Origin of the sequence: Streptomyces sp. SM18, assembly GCF_002910775.2 — a bacterium.
GTDB lineage: Bacteria > Actinomycetota > Actinomycetes > Streptomycetales > Streptomycetaceae > Streptomyces > Streptomyces halstedii.
In genome coordinates, this window is the sequence record NZ_CP029342.1 from 842,334 (window position 1) to 860,167 (window position 17,834).

At 74.0% G+C, this 17,834-nt stretch carries 13 protein-coding genes; 4 read left to right on the forward strand and 9 right to left on the reverse strand.

The window, feature by feature from the left end; all coding sequences use genetic code 11:
- Positions 1 to 33 precede the first annotated feature (33 nt).
- Complete coding sequence (gene ptsP / locus B9S64_RS03565; protein WP_103493134.1) at positions 34 to 1,704, forward strand: phosphoenolpyruvate--protein phosphotransferase; 1,671 nt, start codon at positions 34 to 36, stop codon at positions 1,702 to 1,704.
- 96 nt (positions 1,705 to 1,800) lie between these two features.
- Here ptsP and B9S64_RS03570 read toward each other — a convergent pair whose 3' ends face one another.
- The 3 genes from B9S64_RS03570 to B9S64_RS03580 all read right to left on the reverse strand — a co-directional run bounded on the left by B9S64_RS03570 (position 1,801) and on the right by B9S64_RS03580 (position 5,500).
- Positions 1,801 to 2,754 carry a hypothetical protein gene (locus B9S64_RS03570; RefSeq protein ID WP_103493135.1) on the reverse strand — a complete coding sequence of 318 codons (954 nt, stop codon included), beginning with the start codon at positions 2,752 to 2,754 and terminating at the stop codon, positions 1,801 to 1,803.
- 66 nt (positions 2,755 to 2,820) lie between these two features.
- Positions 2,821 to 4,797: an acetoacetate--CoA ligase gene (locus B9S64_RS03575; RefSeq protein WP_103493136.1), complete on the reverse strand. Its 1,977-nt coding sequence runs from the start codon at positions 4,795 to 4,797 to the stop codon at positions 2,821 to 2,823.
- Between the two features lie 187 nt (positions 4,798 to 4,984).
- Positions 4,985 to 5,500 carry an NUDIX domain-containing protein gene (locus tag B9S64_RS03580; RefSeq protein WP_103493137.1) on the reverse strand — a complete coding sequence of 172 codons (516 nt, stop codon included), beginning with the start codon at positions 5,498 to 5,500 and terminating at the stop codon, positions 4,985 to 4,987.
- A gap of 58 nt (positions 5,501 to 5,558) precedes the next feature.
- Between B9S64_RS03580 and B9S64_RS03585 the strand changes: the two genes are divergently transcribed.
- The gene (locus tag B9S64_RS03585; protein WP_103493141.1) at positions 5,559 to 6,365 is read left to right on the forward strand and encodes a M15 family metallopeptidase; all 807 of its coding nucleotides are present in this window, start codon (positions 5,559 to 5,561) and stop codon (positions 6,363 to 6,365) included.
- Between the two features lie 113 nt (positions 6,366 to 6,478).
- Entirely contained in the window at positions 6,479 to 6,826 is a 348-nt protein-coding gene (locus B9S64_RS03590; RefSeq protein WP_103493138.1) for a DUF962 domain-containing protein, read from the forward strand.
- Positions 6,827 to 6,955: 129 nt separating this feature from the next.
- Here the strand turns inward: B9S64_RS03590 and B9S64_RS03595 are convergent, their stop codons facing one another.
- Genes B9S64_RS03595 through B9S64_RS03610 form a run of 4 tightly spaced genes read right to left on the reverse strand, consistent with a single transcriptional unit; the run spans position 6,956 to position 11,152 of the window.
- Entirely contained in the window at positions 6,956 to 7,567 is a 612-nt protein-coding gene (locus B9S64_RS03595) for an ATP/GTP-binding protein (protein ID WP_103493139.1), read from the reverse strand.
- Entirely contained in the window at positions 7,548 to 7,982 is a 435-nt protein-coding gene (locus B9S64_RS03600; RefSeq protein WP_093532426.1) for a DUF742 domain-containing protein, read from the reverse strand. The genes B9S64_RS03595 and B9S64_RS03600 overlap by 20 nt, the downstream gene beginning before the upstream one ends.
- Positions 7,983 to 7,991: 9 nt before the next feature.
- Positions 7,992 to 8,435, reverse strand: a complete 444-nt coding sequence (locus B9S64_RS03605; protein WP_103493140.1) for a roadblock/LC7 domain-containing protein — start codon at positions 8,433 to 8,435, stop codon at positions 7,992 to 7,994.
- Positions 8,432 to 11,152 (reverse strand): nitrate- and nitrite sensing domain-containing protein, encoded by a 2,721-nt coding sequence (locus B9S64_RS03610; RefSeq protein WP_109492208.1) that lies wholly within the window; start codon positions 11,150 to 11,152, stop codon positions 8,432 to 8,434. Before B9S64_RS03610 ends, B9S64_RS03605 begins: the two co-directional genes overlap by 4 nt.
- 479 nt (positions 11,153 to 11,631) lie before the next feature.
- On the opposite strand from B9S64_RS03610, the gene B9S64_RS03615 reads away from it, so the two are divergent.
- Positions 11,632 to 12,084 carry a hypothetical protein gene (locus B9S64_RS03615; RefSeq protein WP_109491955.1) on the forward strand — a complete coding sequence of 151 codons (453 nt, stop codon included), beginning with the start codon at positions 11,632 to 11,634 and terminating at the stop codon, positions 12,082 to 12,084.
- 41 nt (positions 12,085 to 12,125) lie between these two features.
- On the opposite strand, the gene B9S64_RS03620 is transcribed toward B9S64_RS03615, so the two are convergent.
- Both B9S64_RS03620 and B9S64_RS03625 read right to left on the reverse strand, forming a co-directional pair.
- On the reverse strand, positions 12,126 to 16,835 hold the full coding sequence (locus tag B9S64_RS03620) for a hypothetical protein (protein WP_258317491.1): 4,710 nt from the start codon (positions 16,833 to 16,835) through the stop codon (positions 12,126 to 12,128).
- A gap of 78 nt (positions 16,836 to 16,913) precedes the next feature.
- Positions 16,914 to 17,825 carry a hypothetical protein gene (locus B9S64_RS03625; RefSeq protein WP_103489534.1) on the reverse strand — a complete coding sequence of 304 codons (912 nt, stop codon included), beginning with the start codon at positions 17,823 to 17,825 and terminating at the stop codon, positions 16,914 to 16,916.
- Positions 17,826 to 17,834: the final 9 nt, after the last annotated feature.

A 17,834-nucleotide genomic window follows, 5' to 3' on the forward strand; every position in this document is an offset into this window, starting at 1 on the left:
GGTAGGACCGCCGCACAAATCGGAGACGGTGAAATGGAGACAACGCTGCGAGGCGTCGGCGTGAGCCACGGTGTGGCGATCGGCGAAGTTCGGCACATGGGTACGGCTGTGCTCGAACCACCGGCCAAACAGATTCCCGCGAACGAGGCCGAGCGCGAACAGGGGCGTGCCCGCCAGGCCGTGGAGGCCGTGGCGGCCGATCTGATCGCGCGGGGCAATCTGGCCGGTGGCGAGGCACAGCACGTGCTGGAGGCCCAGGCCATGATGGCGCAGGATCCCGAACTCATCGCCGACGTGGAGCGGCGCATCGCCGTCGGCAGCACCGCCGAGCGCGGCGTGTACGACGCCTTCGCGGCGTACCGGGCGCTGCTCGCCAATGCCGGGGAGTACCTGGCGGGTCGTGTCGCCGACCTCGACGACGTACGCAACCGCATCGTGGCGCGGCTGCTCGGGGTGCCGATGCCCGGCGTGCCGGACAGCGACGAGCCGTACGTGCTGATCGCGCGTGACCTGGCACCGGCCGACACGGCGCTGCTCGATCCCTCGCTGGTCCTCGGCTTCGTGACCGAGGAGGGCGGGCCGACCAGCCACAGCGCGATCCTCGCGCGGGCGCTCGGGGTGCCGGCCGTGGTGGCTCTCCCCGGTGCGGGTGAGATCACCGAGGGCACCGTCGTCGCGGTGGACGGCAGCACCGGGGAGGTCTTCGTCGAACCCTCCGTGGGCCGGCAGGAGGAGATGCGTGGTGCCGCCGCGGCGCGCAAGGCCGCGCTGTCCGCCGCGACCGGGCCCGGTGCGACCTCGGACGGGCACAAGGTGCCGTTGCTCGCCAACGTCGGCGGACCCGGTGACGTCCCCGCGGCGCTGGAGGCCGGCGCCGAGGGTGTCGGGCTGTTCCGTACGGAGTTCCTGTTCCTGGACGACAGCTCGCGGGCGCCGTCCGAGGAGAAGCAGATGGCGGCCTACCGGGCCGTGCTGGAGGCGTTCCCCGAGGGGCGCGTGGTCGTACGGGTGCTGGACGCGGGGGCCGACAAGCCCCTGGACTTCCTGACTCCCGCCGACGAGCCGAACCCGGCGCTCGGTGTCCGCGGGCTGCGCAGCCTGCTGGACCACCCCGACGTCCTGCGGACGCAGTTGACGGCGCTGTCCAGGGCCGCAGAGGGGCTTCCGGTGTATCTGGAGGTCATGGCGCCCATGGTCGCCGACCGGGCCGACGCCAAGGCGTTCGCCGACGCCTGCCGCGAGGCGGGTCTGCGGGCGAAGTTCGGTGCGATGGTGGAGATCCCGTCCGCCGCGCTGCGGGCGCGTTCGATCCTCCAGGAGGTGGAGTTCCTGTCGCTGGGCACCAACGACCTGGCGCAGTACACCTTCGCCGCCGATCGTCAGGTCGGTGCGGTGTCGCGGCTCCAGGACCCGTGGCAGCCCGCGCTGCTGGACCTCGTCGCGCTGTCGGCCGAGGCCGCCGCCGCGGAGGGCAAGAGCTGCGGTGTCTGCGGTGAGGCCGCCTCGGATCCGCTGCTGGCCTGTGTGCTGACCGGTCTGGGGGTCACCTCCCTGTCGATGGGCGCCGCGTCCATTCCGTATGTGCGGGCGACGCTGGCCAAGCACACGCTCGCGCAGTGCGAGCGCGCGGCCTCGGCCGCGCGTGCCGCCGACTCCGCCGAAGAGGCACGGCTGGCCGCGCAGGCGGTGCTGTCGGGCGAGTGAGGTGTCACGGCCGCCGGTGAACGGCGGGCCGTGACCCGTGGGTGAGCGAAGGGGTCCCGCCGGTGCCGGCGGGGCCCCTTCGGCCTGTCGGTCCGGTCAGTGGTGCGCCTCCGGTTCGTCGGTGCCGAGGTCGAAACCCGCGCGGTACTCGACGTCGGGTTCGGGCGGGACGGGTTCGCCGGTGTCCGCGTCCGTGCAGTAGGCGTCGAAGACCTCCCCCGCGCTGAGCGGGACGAGGCTTCCGCGGACCAGGCGCCAGCCGTACACGCGGTCCCGGGTGTCCGGTGCGGTGGTACGCAGGACGACACCGCCCCTGGTCTCCAGCGCGACGCCCACGGCGAGGACGCCGGCGAATTCGGCGCCTTCCGACGGTTCGAACCGGTCGGGGCCGTCGGGGGCGTCGCCCGCGCCCCGGGTGGTGTGCAGGACCGCGAGGAGCCGCTCGTCCTTGGCGGGGACGGTGCACACCAGGTGGTGGGTGCCCGGCCCGGCCGCCTCCAGCAGTCGCGCCAGCAGGTGGGAGGCCCGGTCGAAGGCGGCTCGGCCGATGTCCTGCCCGCAGTCACGGCAGTCCCCGAGGTCGGCGAGGAGCATCGTGGCGTACTCCCAGGTCGCCCGGCGGACGGCCGCGGAGACCAGGAGCGGGATCAACGCGTCGATGGGCTGGCCCGTGTACGCCACGGTGGCACCGGTGGCGGCGACTTCCGCGGTGAAGCGGCTGCGGCTCCCGCGCAGATCGGGGTCGAGTCCCGCTCCGGCGCAGAACTCCGCGTAGTCCTGGGGGTCGAAGAGCGCGACGGAGGTGTGTTCGCCGCGCGCGGCGAACGCCCTGAGGAGCCCTTCGACCTCCCTGAGGTAGACGGTGTGGTCGTCGAAGGCGAAGCTGCGGTAGCGGCGCATGGCCGCGAAGTCCTCGGCGTCCACCAGGAGGCCGACGGTGCTGGGTGTTTCGCGGCGCAGCGCGCGCCGCGCGGACGGGCCGGACCTGTGGCGGGCCGGTGTGGTGCTCCGGCCGTGCTCGGTGCCTCGGTGCTTCCTGGTGTGCGTCATGAGTCCCCCTGCGCATGGTTGATCGATGCTCACTCAGCGTAGGCAGGGGGACTGACAACGGGTCGGTCAGCGGCGTTCGCGGGCGAGTTCCTCGTAGAAGTGGAGGAGTTCGGGGTGGTCGATGGAGCCGGTGCTGACGGCCTTGGAGAGGGCGGTGCCCTGGAGGAGGCGTTTGACGGGGACCTCGACGCGTTTGCCGGTGAGGGTGTGCGGGATGCCGGGGACCTCGATGACCTCGTCGGGGACATGGCGTGGGGAGAGGTTCTCGCGGATGGTCCGCTTGATGCTCTCGCGCAGGCCGTCGTCGAGGGTGGCTCCTTCGGCGAGGTGGACGAAGAGGGGCATCCAGTAGCCGCCGTCCGGTTGCTCGACGCCGATGACGAGGGATTCGCGGATCTCGGGGAGCCGTTCCACCGCCTCGTAGATGTCGGCGGAGCCCATGCGTACGCCCTGCCGGTTGAGGGTGGAGTCCGAGCGCCCGTGGATGACGACCGAGCCCCGCTCGGTGAGGGTGATCCAGTCCCCGTGGCGCCAGACGCCGGGGTACACGTCGAAGTAGCTGTCGTGGTAGCGGCTGCCGTCGGGGTCGTTCCAGAAGCGGATCGGCATGGAGGGCATGGGGGCGGCGACGACGAGTTCGCCGACCTCGCCGGTGAGTGCCCGGCCGTCGGGGTCCCAGGCCTGGAGGTCGGTGCCGAGGCAGGGTGCCTGGAGTTCGCCGATGTGGACGGGGAGGGTGGGGACGGCGCCCGCGAAGCAGCTGCACACGTCGGTGCCGCCGCTGACGGACGCGATCCAGAGGTCCTCGGCGACCGCGTCGTGGAGCCAGCGGAAGCCGTCGGGCGGCAGGGGCGAGCCGGTGGTGGCGACGCACTGGACCCGGCTGAGGTCGTGGTCGCGGCCGGGATGGACGCCGGCCTTGCGGCAGGCCATGACATAGGCGGCGGATGTGCCGAAGAGGGTCGCGCCGGTCTGTTCGGCGACCCTCCACTGGGCGCTGACGTCGGGGAAGCCGGGGCTGCCGTCGTAGAGGACGACCGTGCTGCCGGTGAGCAGGCCGGAGACGAGGAAGTTCCACATCATCCAGCCGGTGGAGGTGTACCAGAAGAAGCGGTCCTCGGGGCCGAGGTCGCAGTGCAGGCCGAGCTGTTTGCAGTGCTCCAGGAGGATGCCGCCCTGGGACTGCACGATCGCCTTGGGGAGTCCGGTGGTGCCGGAGGAGTAGAGCACCCAGAGCGGGTGGTCGAAGGGGACCTGCTCGAAGACGGGTTCGGTGTCGGCGGCGGTGAGCCGGGACCAGTCCAGGGCGCCCTCGGGTGCTTCCGTGCCCAGGAGCGGGATGTGGACGACCGCGCGCACGGTGGGCAGTTCGCGGCGGAGTTCGGCCACGGTCTCGGTGCGGTCGTGCTCCTTGCCGCCGTAGCGGTAGCCGTCGACGGTGAACAGCACGACGGGTTCGACCTGCTGGAAGCGGTCGAGGACGCCGCGGGCGCCGAAGTCGGGGGCGCAGGAGGTCCAGACCCCGCCGACGGCCGCGGTCGCGAGGAAGGCGACGGCCGCCTGGGGGATGTTGGGGAGGTAGCCGCTGACGCGGTCGCCGGGGGTGACGCCGAGGGCGCGGAGTCCGGCGGCCAGTGCGCCGACCTGGCGCCGGAGTTCGCTCCAGCTGACCGGCACCTGGGTGTGGGTCTCGTCGACGTGGATCAGGGCCGGCGCGTCGGCGCGCAGGGGGTCGTCGGCGGTGCGCAGGGCGTGTTCGGCGTAGTTGAGGGTGGCGCCGGGGAACCACTGGGCGCCGGGCATGGAGCGGTCGCCGATGACGGTCTCGTACGGGGTGGAGAAGCGGATGTCGAACCAGTCGGCGACGGCTTGCCAGAAGGTGTCGAGCTCCTCGACCGACCAGCGGTGCAGGGCCGCGTAGCCGCCGTCGGCGGGGGCTCCGTACCGTGGCGCCGCCCAGCGCTGGAAGCGGGTGACGGCCGCGGCCTCGACGCGCTCGGGGTCGGGCTGCCAGAGGGGGGCTTCGCTGGCTGCTGGGGTCATGGGGCGGCTCCCTGGCCTTTCTCGGGGTACGCGGGGTGTGCGTCTCGCGCGCACGGGCGGGGTGTGCGCGTGAGCGGCAGTTACGGACGATGCCATGTGATCGTCCTTCGCACCAGGGTCCTGGGCGCCGGTCGCGCCCGGGGCGGGATTCCCGGCCGGTGCGGACGCGCGGGGCGGCGGGGCCGGGTCAGCGGTAGCGGCCGGCGAACCAGTTGCGCACGGCCTCGGTGTGCAGGGGGAAGGCCAGCTCCCCGGGGGCGCGCAGCACGTGGTGTCCGCGGGTCTCGTCGGTGGGTGCGGAGGGCGGGAGGCCGGCGGCGGGGCGGGGCGGGAGCAGGCCGAAGAGGAGCAGGTGTCCGTCGGGGGAGCTGAGGGCGTCGGCGAGGCGTACGTCCGTCTCGTCGGCCCGGATGCCCGTCTCCTCGTGGAGTTCGCGTACGACGGCGTGCCGCCAGTCCTCGGTGTGGTCGATGTATCCGCCGGGCAGGGCGACGTCTCCGCGCCGCGGCGGGATGTCGCGGGTGATGACGACGAGGCCGGTGGTGTCCGGGCCGGTGACGGGCAGCAGGGCGACGGCGACCGGGAGCGGGTTGCGGTAGGCGGTGTGGCCGCAGGCGGCGCAGGTGCGGGGCCAGGTGCCGGCGGGGGAACGGGCGTCGGCGGGGTAGGGGGTTCCGCAGGTGCCGCAGTGGGAGTCCTTCACGGGCGGACTGTATCGGGTCACCCTTCTCCCGGCGCCCGGAGCGGTGGACGATGTGCCCATGACAGGAATCGCCCGTACGTTACGCGCCCCGGCGGCCGTCGCCGTCTCCCTCCTCGCCGTGACCGCCGCCGCTCCCCCGGCACAGGCGGAGCCCGGCCCCACGGCGCCGGGGGAGTTCGTCGATCCGCGGTCCGTCGATCCGACGGTCCTCACGGAGATGCGGTACGCCACCGCGCACACCTTCATGGGAGAGCGGGTGGACGGCTACCGGCAGCCCGTCTGCCTCCTGACCCGCCCCGCGGCCCGTGCGCTGCGCACGGCACAGCGGCGGCTGCTGCGTCAGGGGTACTCGCTGAAGGTGTACGACTGCTACCGGCCGCAGCGGGCGGTGGACCACTTCGTGCGCTGGGCGAAGGACCCCGACGACCAGGTCATGAAGGGGGAGTTCTACCCGCGGGTCGACAAGTCGCGGCTGTTCGAGGACGGTTACATCGCGGAGAGGTCGGGGCACAGCCGGGGCAGCACGGTCGATCTCACCCTGGTGAAGCTGCCCGCCGCGCCGACCCGGCCGTACGTGCCGGGCGAGGAGCCGGCGCCGTGCTTCGCGCCGCGGGGTGAGCGCTTCCCGGACAACTCCGTGGACATGGGCACGGGTTTCGACTGCTTCGACACGCTGTCGCACACCGACGATCCCCGGGTGCGCGGGGTTCAGCGCGCCAACCGGCGGTTCCTGAAGAAGACGCTGACCGACGTGGGGTTCGTGAACCTCCCCGAGGAGTGGTGGCACTTCACGTACCAGCCGGAGACCTTTCCGGACACCTACTTCGACTTCCCGGTCTCCAGGGGGTCCGTCGGCGGCCGCTGACGCCCGGTGGAGCGGGCGGACGGGACCACCCCCGTGGGCTCCGGACGCCCGCTCCTCCTCTCGGACGCGCAAGGGCCGTGTCCGGTTGCCGGTGGAGCCGTTACGGTGCCCCCATGCCACAGCAGACGTTCGGATCGTATGAAGAGTTCTGGCCCTACTACGTCGCGATGCACGCGAAGGCGGCGACCCGGTGGGTCCATCTGACCGGCACGCTGACCGGTCTCGCCGTCACCGCGTACGGTCTCGCCCGGGGCAGGAAGCGGTACGCGGCGGCGCTGCCGCTGATCGGTTACGGGACCGCGTGGCCGGCCCACTTCCTCATCGAGGGGAACAACCCGGCGACGTTCGGGCACCCCGCCTGGTCGCTGCGCGGTGATGTGCGGATGATCCGGATGATGCTCGCCGGGCGGGACCGGGAGCTGGCCGAGACCGCCGCCGCGTGGCTCGCCGAGAACCGCTGAGGCCGACCGTGCTCACAGGGTTGACGACCCGTCACCCCGGGTGAAGACTCCCTGCCGGGTCACCCGTACGCGCGGCCCGTACCCCGGTCGGCGGGGGTGCGGGCCGCGCTCCCGCGCGGTCCCCGGGGCTCAGGTCCTCGCCGGTTCCGGTTCCCTGGGCTTGCCTGCGCGCGCCATCGCGTGCTCGACGACGGCCACGAGCACGTCCCGTACGGACGAGCGTTCACGGGCGTCGCACAGGAGGACCGGCACCCCCGGGTCGAGGTCGAGCGCCGCCCGGACCGTCTCGGCGGGGAAGCGCTGGGCGCCCTCGAAGAGGTTGACCGCGACGGTGAAGGCGATGCCGCGCCGCTCGAAGTAGTCCACGGCCGCGAAGGAGTCCTCCAGCCGCCGGGTGTCGGCCAGGACGACCGCTCCCAGGGCTCCCTGGGCCAGCTCGTCCCAGAGGAACCAGAAACGGTCCTGCCCGGGGGTCCCGAACAGGTAGAGCACCAGGTCCTCGCGCAGGGTGATCCGCCCGAAGTCCATGGCCACCGTGGTGGTGCTCTTGCCCTCGACGCCGCCGAGGTCGTCGACCGGCCGGCCGGCCTCGCTCAGCCTCTCCTCCGTGCGCAGCGGCCGGATCTCGCTGACCGACCCCACCAGGGTCGTCTTGCCCACACCGAAGCCGCCCGCCACCAGGATTTTCAGGGTAACGGGCTCCACGGGCCGCCTGCTGCGGCTAGAGCGCCCGAAGGCCATTGATCACCTCGCGAAGAATGTTCACGTCCGGCAGTTCGGCCGGCGGAACGGGACGGGTGACGTGCACCAGCTCCTCCTCGACGAGGTCACCGACCAGGACGCGGACCACCCCGACGGGGAGGTCCAGTCCGGAGGCGAGCTCGGCGATCGACTGGGGCATGTCGCTGCACAGTTCGACGATCTCCACGTGTTCCGGGGAGAGCGTCTGGTCCCGGCCGGGATCGTCGGCCGCGGGTTCCGGGACGACGATCGCGATCAGGTCGAGACGGTGACGGGACGCGCTGCTGGTACGCCCCCGGGTCATGGCGTAGGGGCGGACCACCGGTCCGGCCTCGGCGTCGTACCAGCGCGAGGAGTCCGCGTCGGCGGAGCCGCGGGGCGGTCCCGGGGTGTCCCGGGCGGAGTCGGCGCTCATGCCATCTCCTCACCCTCCGGCGGACGTACCGGTCGCCCGGGGCGCGTTGGCCAGGTGGGCGCCCACTCGCTTGACCATCAAGGTCATCTCGTACGCCACCTGTCCGACGTCCGAGTCGGAGTCGGCCAGGACGGCGAGACAGCTGCCGTCACCGGCCGCCGTCACGAAGAGGAACGCCTCGTCGAGTTCGACGACGGTCTGGCGGACCCGGCCCGCCTCGAAGTGGCGGCCCACTCCCTTGGCGAGGCTGTGGAAACCGGAGGCGACGGCCGCCAGGTGTTCGCTGTCCTCGCGGCTCAGGTCCTGCGACGTGCCGGTGGCGAGGCCGTCGCTGGAGAGCACCAGCGCCTTGCGGATGCTCGATACGCGCTCGACCAGTTCGTCCAGGAGCCAGTTGAGCTGGCTGGAGCCCTGGCGTGCGGCGTCGGTTGCTGCGGCGTTCGGTGCGGTCATCGACCGTCCCCTCCCGGAGTGGTTCCTGGTGCTGTCTCGCCGGGGCCGGCCGTGTCCTCGGCGTTCTGCCGACGGCCACGCTGCCAGCCGCGTTGGATCGAGGCCATGCGGTTGCGTACGTCGTCCGCGTCCCGTCCGAACTCGTCGGCCCTGTCCGCGGGGTCGTGGCCGGGAGTCCGCTCTGCGGACTCCCGGAGCTGTGGGGCGATGCTGGCCTGCCGGATCCTGCGCGGCAGCCCGCCGATGGTGTCCGGTGCGCCGTCCGGGGCCGTGCCGGGTGCCGGGGAGTCCGGCCGGTCCGCCTTCCGGTCCGCGGCGCGGTCCTCGGAGGGCGCGGGGTGCGCACGTCCCGTCTCCGGCACCCGGCGGCCGCGGTCGGTGACCAGCGTCGGCGGCTTGCGCCGGGGCAGCGGGACGGACCCGGCGGGGCGCATGGGGCGGACGTCGGCCGTGCGGCCCTCGGAGGGGTCGGAGGCCTGCTGGTGCTGTTCGCGCTCGGTGTTCCGGCGCAGCCCGCGGGCGCGGAAGATGCCACCGCGCTCGCTCTCCGTGTCCTCCAGGTCGGACACCCCGTCCAGGACGGGCCCGAGCGCCGGATCGAGGTCACGGGCCAGGGCGGGGTCGTCGGCGAGCTCCAGCGCGCCCACCGGGCCCTCCAGCTCGACCGGGCCGTCCAGCGCGACGGTGGCGGTGGGCACCGGGGCCAGTCCGGGGGGCCGGCCGGTGTCGGCGGGGCGCCGGGCGGGGGCGCCGTCGCCCGGTCCGCCGCCGATCGCCTTCTCGGCCCTGCGGTCGAGGCGGAAGCCGGTGCCGTGGGTGTCGGGGGCGTCGGTGAGCAGTTGCCCCGGGATGAAGACGACGGCGGTGGTGCCGCCGTAGGGCGAGGTCTGGAGCGAGACCCGGACGTTCTGCCGCTGGGCGAGCCGGCTGACCACGAAGAGGCCGAGGCGGTCGGTGTCGGACAGCTCGAAGTCGGGGGTCTCGGCGAGCCGCAGGTTGGCGTCGAGCAGGACCTCGGGGGCCATGCCGAGGCCGCGGTCGTGGATTTCGAGGGTGAAGCCGTTGGCCACGCGTTCGCCGTGCACCTGGACCGCGGTGTGCGGGGGCGAGAACACGGTGGCGTTCTCCAGCAGTTCGGCGATGAGGTGGGTCAGGTCGGCCACGGCGGGGCCGCCCACGCCGATGCGGGGCAGCCGCCTGACCTCGACGCGTTCGTAGTCCTCCACCTCGGCGACCGCCGCCCGCACCACGTCCATCAGCTGGATGGGCTTGCGCCACTGCCGGGACGGGGCCGCTCCGGAGAGGATCACCAGGCCCTCGGCGTGGCGGCGCATGCGGGTGGTGAGGTGGTCGAGGCGGAAGAGGTCGGCGAGTTCGTCGCCGTTCTCGGTACGGCGCTCCATGGCGTCCAGGAGCGTCAGCTGCCGGTGCAGCAGCACCTGGTTGCGGCGGGCGAGGTTGACGAAGACCTCGGAGACGCCGCGGCGCATGTCGGCCTGTTTGACGGCGGCCTCGACGGCCGCCCGCTGGAGGGTGTTGAGCGCCTGCCCGACCTGGCCGACCTCGTCCTTGCCGTAACTCAGCTGCGGGGCCTCGGTCTCCACGTCCACCTGCTCGCCCGCGGCCAGCCTCCGCATCACGCTGGGCAGCCGGACGCCGGACACCTCGTGGGCGTCCTTGCGCAGCCGGGAGAGGTCGCGGATCAGGGCGCGGCCCACGCGTACGGAGACGAAGACAGAGACGATCAGGGCGAGGAAACCGAGGACACCGGCCACACCGGCCTGGATCAGGATCCGGTACCCGGCGGGCTCGGCGCGGTCCTGGAAGCGGTTGGCCATCTCGGTGTTGTCGTCGGCCAGGTGGTCCAGGACCGGTGGGGCCACCTGCTGCCACCGCTGTGCGTCGAGGGTCCCGGGCTTCTTGAACGGGCCGGCGGCGATGAGCTTCTGCTCGGTCGTGCGCAGCGGTTCGGTGTCGGGGCCGGACCAGTACTGGTCCATGCGGGCCCGCTCGGCCTCGGGCAGCAGCTCCAGGTTGACGTCGTAGAGGAGCCGGCGGTTGGCGGCGAGGTCGGAGACGGCGCGCAGTTCGGGGGCGCCGAGCCGGCCCGCGATCAGCCCGGACGCGACCAGCGCGTCCTCGCGGGAGAGCATCTCGCGGGCCCGCGAGACACCGACCAGGGCCCGGAACTCCTTGTCCGTCGTGACGTTCTCCATCGTGTGGAGGCCGTTGAGGAAGCGGTAGCAGGGGTCCACGAGGCCGTTGTAGAAGTCCAGGGCGCGGGTCCGGTCGATGGTGCGCCGCTCGACGGAGGACCGCAGCGCCGCCAGGCCGTCGACCTCGCGCAGGACCGCGTCGAGCTGTGCTTCGGCCTCCGGGCTGAGCGCGTCGCGTATGCCGTCGCGGTCCGCGCTGCTTCTGACGTCGGCCACGGACCGGTCGGTCGCGGCGCGTTGGCGCAGGAGGACCGGCAGGGCGTCGGAGGCCCGGGGGTCGGCCAGGAAGACGAGGGTCTGCCGGCGCTCGCCCTGGACGGCGCGGACGGTCTCCTCCAGCGGATGGCCGAGGTTCTCCATGATGGAACCGGCGCCCAGCAGATCGCGGGCCTCGCGGCCGGTGATGTAGGTGGCGAAGACCCACAGTCCGGTGAGGGAGACGAGCGGCACCAGGAGCAACGCCACGATCTTCCTGCGGATGGACTTCCCGCGAAAGCGCATGGCCTCCCCCAGCTCGACCCCGCGCCGCGGGGGTGGTCGTGTCGGTGTGTCCGGTCGTTCGGCGGTGATCCGCCGGACGACCATCGGTCTTCCGTCAACAAACGGCGCGAGCCTACTACTGACACGCGGACAACTCGAAGACGCGTCCGGACGAATTTCAGCCCTTCTTTCCGGTGTTGATCACCAGTTGTCCTGGTATAACCGGCGAAGAAGTTCGCGAAGTGTGACACGGGCGGCGAGGCCACGGCGCTTATTCACACCCCGGGCGGTTGGCTGGAAGTCTTCGTTCTGTAGGCTTTCGGGTCTGATTGAGGGCGTTCGGCGGGAATCTTCACGCACCGGCGTTCGTTCAGCTGTACGGGGGCAGACGACCGTACGGGGGATGGTGCGCGCGCCGCTGTGGTCCGCCGGCGTAGACCGGGCGGACGCCGGGCAGCCACTCCTCCTCGGGTCGTACGGCGGAGGGGAGTTGAGGGTCCGTGAGGACGGATGAACACCGGGGTACGACGGCGGCGGCCGCGTCGGCGGGCGGCGCCCGGATTCCCCGGCAGCGGCTGTGGGTGGAAGAGCCCGCGACACGGCGGCGGATGCCGGATCCGGTGCGTACGGCCGCGGTGCGGGCGGTGCTCATCATGTCGGTGACGCTGGTCCAGGCCGTGGTGGCCTTCCTGTGCACGCTGGCGGGCTCGTGGCTGGCCTTCCCCATGGTGCTCAGCGGGGTGGCCAGCACGGTGGTCGCCACCTGGTCGGTGCTGGACGTGTGGGTGACCCGGCAGGTGTGGAACCAGCGGCACGGGGTGGTCTCCGTGCCGAGCAGCACGGCGCGCCGTATGCGGCGCGAGCGGCGCAGGGCCCGCAGCGCGGCCCGGTCCCAGGCGCGCCGGGACGCGCGAATACGCCGCCGGGGCACGGGCGGCCTCTCCCAGGCCTGACCGGGTCGCGCCCGGCACGGACCGCCGTGCCGCCGGGAGGCTCAGCGTCCCAGCGGCTCCGCTGACGTGCGGCTGCCGGCCGCCGGGCGGGTCTCCGGGACGGGCACCGCGCCCGGCGTCCCGTCGGCCGGGGCGGCCCGCTTGAACATGCGGGTCGCGGTGATCTCTCCGTGGACCGTCTCCCCTTCGGGGTCCTGCTGCGGAAGGCCCGGCCGCAGGTGCTCCTCGACGCTGATGTACTTGAGCCCCGCCCGCAGGTCCGCGTCGTTGCGCAGCCGGATGACGAGGGGGAACTCGGCGAGCGCCGTGGTGTCGAAGAGCCCCGTCGTGTACAGCAGCTGGACGCCGAGCGCGTCGGCGACGGCGCGCTGGAGCTCCAGCAGGTAGGTGGCGTTGGCGCGGCCGATGGGGTTGTCGAGGAAGAGGGTCCCGGCGTGGCGGTGCCGGTCGCGGCCCCGGTCGTTGCCGCGCAGGGCCGCCATGGTGCAGTACAGCGCGATGGCCGCGGTGAGCAGCTGGCCGCCGGAGAAGACGTCTCCCATCTGTCCCACGGGCACCCGCTGGGCGCGGAGCACCGCGTCCGGCTTGAGGATCTCGACCGCGATGCCCTTGGGCCGCAGCGCCGCCTCGACTCCGCGCAGCAGCAGGGACATGCCGTCCCGGCGCAGGTCGGAGTTCTTCTTGAGGGCGGCGTGCGTGGCCGCGTCGACGACCTCGCCGAGCCGTTCGGTGAGGGTGGCCTGGTCGGGTTCTTCGAAGCGGATGCGAAGGAACTCCTGCCCCGACCACTCCCCCAGTCCTTCGGGCAGCCGGGAGAGCCGCTGGGCGGAGCGCAGGGTGGCGAGCGCGGACTCCACCAGGCCCCGGAGCCGGTCGACGATCGAGTCGCGGTTGCGTTCCAGCTGGGTCAGTTCGTCGGTGAGCACCCGGAGCCGGGGGGCGAAGGCGGCGGCCCACTTCTCGGCGTGGTCCGGCAGGGCCGCGGCCGGGAGCTCGCGGATCTGCTGGCGGGCCGGGGTGCGGACCTGTTCGTAGCGGGTGGAGTTGGCGTGCCGTACGAGGACGTCGCTCGCCTCGCGCACGGAGGACTCGGCCGCCGAGAGGTCGGCGGCACAGCCACGCAGGGAGCGTCGTGCCTCGGCGGCGGACTGCCTGGCCTCGTCGAGGGTGCCGGGGTGGGGCTCGGGGGTCTCGGTCTCCTCGTCGGGCCCGTGGTCCCTGAGCAGGTCGCGCAGGAGCGCCGCGGTCTCCTCGAAGCCGCCCGCCGACTCCTCCGCGGTGCGGTGGGCGCGGAGCAGCTGGGCGTGGGCGGCGCGGGCGGTGTCCAGCGCGTCGGTGGCGCGGGCGAGTTCGGCGGTCGCGGCGCGCAGGAGGCTCTGCGCCTGGTCCGCGTCGGCCGGGACGAGGTCGTCGGGCAGCTCGGTGTGGTGGGGTTCGCCGTCGGCCGGGGCGAGCCGCTCGGCTTCGCCGCGCAGCCGGCCCAGGTGCTCGCTGGCCGTGGAGGCCCGGGTCTCCAGCAGGTGGACGAGGGACTCGGCGCGGGCCGCCGCGGCCTGCCGGGACGGGCCGTCGGCTCCGTCGGTGCCTTCCAGGAGGGTGGCGGCGCGGGTGCGGACCTTGTTGGTGAGGCGGTCCAGCTCGGCCAGGGCGGCGCTCTCGTCGCTCTCGGCGCGGGCCTGTTCGGCGCGCAGGTCGGCACCGACGCCGACCTTCTCGTACAGCCGGGACGCGGCCCGGTAGGCCTCGCGCAGGGCGGGCAGCGAGGTCCGGGCGCTGTCGGCGGAGGGTGCGGGGAGGGACTCCGGGGCGCCCGCGATCTCGGCGCGTTCGGCGCGCAGGGCGCGGGCCGTGCGATGGGCGTCGTCCGCCGCCCGCTGGGCGGCCCTGCGGTCCTCGTCGGCGGCGCGGGCCCGGTCCAGGCACGCGGCGGCGCGCGCCTCGGACTCGGCCGCCTCGTCGGTCAGTTCCCGGAGCCTGGCCTGCCAGGCGGCCCGGTCGCGGAGGCGGTGGGCGAGGCCTGCGAGCGCGTCGGCGGTGCGGCGGGCGCGCTGGGCGGCCTCCTGCCGCTCGTCGCGGACCCGTGCGGCGTCGGCCGCGGCCTCGTCGGCCTCGGCGCGGACGGTGCGGGCCTCGGCGAGCACGCCCTGGGCGCTCTCGGCGGCCGTACGCGCGGTGTGGGCGGCCTCCCGCAGCTCGGTGAGCATGCCGGGCGGGCAGTCGGCGCGCCATGAGCCGATCCGGGCCGCGAGGGCGCGGTCGGCGCCGAGCCGGGCCGCGAGGGTCCGGATGTCCTCGTCGCGCGCGGCCGCGCGGGCCCTGAGCTCCTGCCGCTCCTCGTCGGCGGCGTGTTCGTCGTGCATCGCCGGGTTCGGCGGGACCAGGAAGACACTGTCCCCGTCCAGGGCGCCGCCGGCCGGGACGGGTGCGAGGAGGGCGGCGGTGGTCCCCACGGCCACGGCGGAGCGGGGCAGCAGGGCGGCGGTGCCGAGCACTTCGCGGGCGCGGGTGTGCGCGTCGGGGTCGGTGATGACGACGCCGTCGACCAGCTCGGGGCGGGCCGCGAGTACGGCCGCGTGGTCGGCGGGCGGGACGGCCTGGGCGAGGTAGCGCCAGCCCGGCAGGGCCGGGATGCCGTGTTCGCCGAGGTGTTCGACGGTGGCGAGGACGTCGGGGCCCGGCGGCAGCAGTCCGCCGTCGCCGAGGGCGCCGAGGATGCGGGAGTCGTCGGCAGCCGCGGTGCGCAGGTCGAAGAGCCTGCGTTCGGCGGTGGCGACGCCCTGGTCGAGCAGTTCGCGCAGTTCGTCGGCGCTGTGGTCGAGCTCCTCGGCGGTGAGCGGCTGGGCGCTCCCCGGTACGGTGGGCGCCTCCTCGCCGGCCGCCCTGCGCGGGTGGGGTACGCCCCCGCCCACGGGCATGCCCAGCAGGTCCGCGAGGCGCGGGTCGGCGGCGATCGAGTCGGCGGCCCTGCGTTCGGCCTCGTAGGACCGCTCGGCGGCGCCGGCGGCGTCGGCGGCGCGGGCGGCGGCGAGTTCGGCGCGGCTCTCGGCCGCCGCCGACTCCCTGGCGTGGTCGGCGGTGGTCCTGGCCGCGTCCCTGGCGGTGTCCCAGGCGGCGACCGCGGCCTTCTCCGCGTCGTTCGCGGCGAGGGCCGCGCGGGCCGGGTCGGCGTCGGGCGCGGTGTCGTCGAGCCAGCCGGCCCGGACGGCCTCGGCGGTCTCCTGTTCGACCTCGGTGAGGCGCTGGCGGAGGTGTCCGGCCTCGCTGCGGGCGCGCTGTGCCTCGGTGGCGGCGGTGGTGGCGTCGCGGTGGGCGGCCTCGCCGGTCGTCTGGAGGGTGGCCGAGCGCTCCTCCTCCTCCTCGGCCACGCGTTCGCCCCGCTCGGCGGCGGTGTGCAGGGCGCGTACGAGGTCGGCGGCGGCGGTGGCGCGGGCGGCGAGCGCGGGGGCGGCGTCCCGTTCGGCCTCGCGGATGGCGACGGCGACCCTGGCGGAGCGGTCGGCGGCCGCCCGGTGGCGCAGGACCGCTTCGGCGGCCTGCCAGGCGGCGTGCAGGGTGCGGGCGTCGCCCAGCTCGCGGCGCTGGGCGGCCGCGCCCTTCTCCGCCGCGGCGAGGGCGAGTGAGGCGTGCCGGTAGGCGAGTTCGGCGGCGACCAGGCCGCGGTGGCCGCGGGCGGTGTCGGCCTCGGTGACGGTGTGGGCGGCGGAGGTGACCTGCTCGGCGAGTTCGGCGGTGCGGCCGCGTTCCTCGGTGGCGCGGGCGAAGAGCCGGCGGGCGAGGGTGCGGGCGCGGCGTTCGGCGGCGGTGTGGATGTCGCGGCTGCGGGCCCTGGTCGCGGTGGCGTCGACGATCCGGCCCAGCAGATCGACGGATCCGGCGGTGAAGTCGCGCTCGGCGGTGAGTTCGGCGCGTCGGCCGAGCTTGTTGCCGAAGCCGCTGACGAGGTCGGCGAGGCCGTCGGTGTCGCGGGTGTCGGTGACGGCCCGCAGCAGCAGGTCGGTGAAGTCGGAGTCCTTCTTGACCGCGAAGAGGCCGGCCGCCTCGCCCTCGTCGGCGTTCATCTCGCGCTGGTAGCGGAAGAGTTCGGGGTCGAGGCCGAGATCGCCGAGGTGTTCGTTCCAGCGGTCGTGGATCTCCTCCCAGTACACGTCGAGGTGCTGGTAGAACTTGCCGGCGTCCGTCAGGGCGTCCCGGAAGCCCTTCATGGTGCGGCGCCTGCCCTGGGCCCCGGAGGCGCCTTCGGCCGGGCGGCCCACCGAGGTGGCCTCGGCGACGGGCAGGTTGTCGAGGCTGAGTCCGGGTCCGGGGCGGAAGGAGTACCAGGCCTCGGCGAACTTGCGCGGGTCGTTGGAGACCTGGCGTCCGCGCCACTCGCTGACCTTGCCGACGACGACGCACTCGCCGGTGAGCGTGTGCTGCCACTCCAGGGCAACGTGTCCGCAGTCGTCGGCGAGCAGGAACTTGCGCAGGACGCCGGAGCTGGCGCCGCCCAGGGTGTTGCGGTGGCCGGGCAGCATCACCGAGAAGATCAGCTTGAGCAGGACGGACTTGCCGCCGCCGTTCTCCAGGAAGAGCACGCCCGCGGGCGCCGGGCGCCGGGGCGGTCCGACCGGCTCCTCCTCGAAGAACTCCGCCTGCGCCGGGGCGGGGTCGGGGACGGGTTCCCCGACCCCGCGCAGGTCGAGCACGGTGTCGGCGTAGCGCGCGCCGGCGGGTCCGATGGAGTAGAGGCGGACCCGGGACAACTCGTACATGGCGGCGGACTCTCGTCGTTCAGGCAGCGGACGGCAACGGCGCCGTCGGCGTACGCGGGGCGGTTCGGCGGGGGCGGGTCAGGAGTGGAAGGGCAGACCGGCGTCGGCGGCCAGCTCCAGGCCGTCCGCGTCGGGCGGGGGCAGCAGGGTGGCCGACCCGTCGGTGACCGGGACGACGCCGAGCTCCAGCAGTTCGGCCATGGCGGCACCGCCCGCCATGTCGCGGACCTGGAGCTGGTAGCGGGCGGTGGTGCGGTAGGTGCCGCCCGCGTCGTCGCCGGTGCGCTGGAGGAAGCCGGAGTCGGCGAGGAAGGCGACGGCCTTGCCGATGATGCCGGTGGTGGATCCGGCGAGCCGTCTGGCGTCCTTCGTGGCACCGGTGGAGCTGCGGCGGGCGTAGACGCGCCAGCCCGATTCCAGGCCGGGGCTGTCGGTGGCCGGATCGGTGTTGTCGCCCTGCCGCTCGGCGCGCTCCTCCAGCCGGTGGCAGGCCTGGCGGACGAACGCGTCGACGCCGTTGACCGTGATGCGGCCGATGTAGGCGTCGTCGGCGAGGTCCTCGGGCCGGGGGAAGGCCATGGCGGCGACGGCGAGGTGGGCCAGTCCGTGCAGGAAGCGGTCGGCGGTGTCGGAGGAGGCCCTCCGGGCGTAGTCGCCCATGCGTACGGCGAAGACGGAGTCCTCGGCCGCGGTGACGGCCATTCCGGCGCGGGTGGAGACCTCCAGGACGACGAGGCCGAGCCCGGTGGCGACGGCGTCGGCGAGCCGGGCGAACGGGGGCTCCTCGCGGTAGCGGCGCAGGAGTTCGGCGTACTCGACGTCGCGGGCCGGCATCAGCTTGGGCTGGAGTCCGAAGGAGACGAGCCGGGCGGCGTCGGCCGCGTCCGCGGGGGTGACGGCCGTGGCGGCGGTCTGCGGGGCGGTCTCCGCCGGGTACGCGGGCTGCGGGTCCCCCCACGCGTCGGTGGGCTCGGCGTACGGCTCGGTCACTGCGGTGGC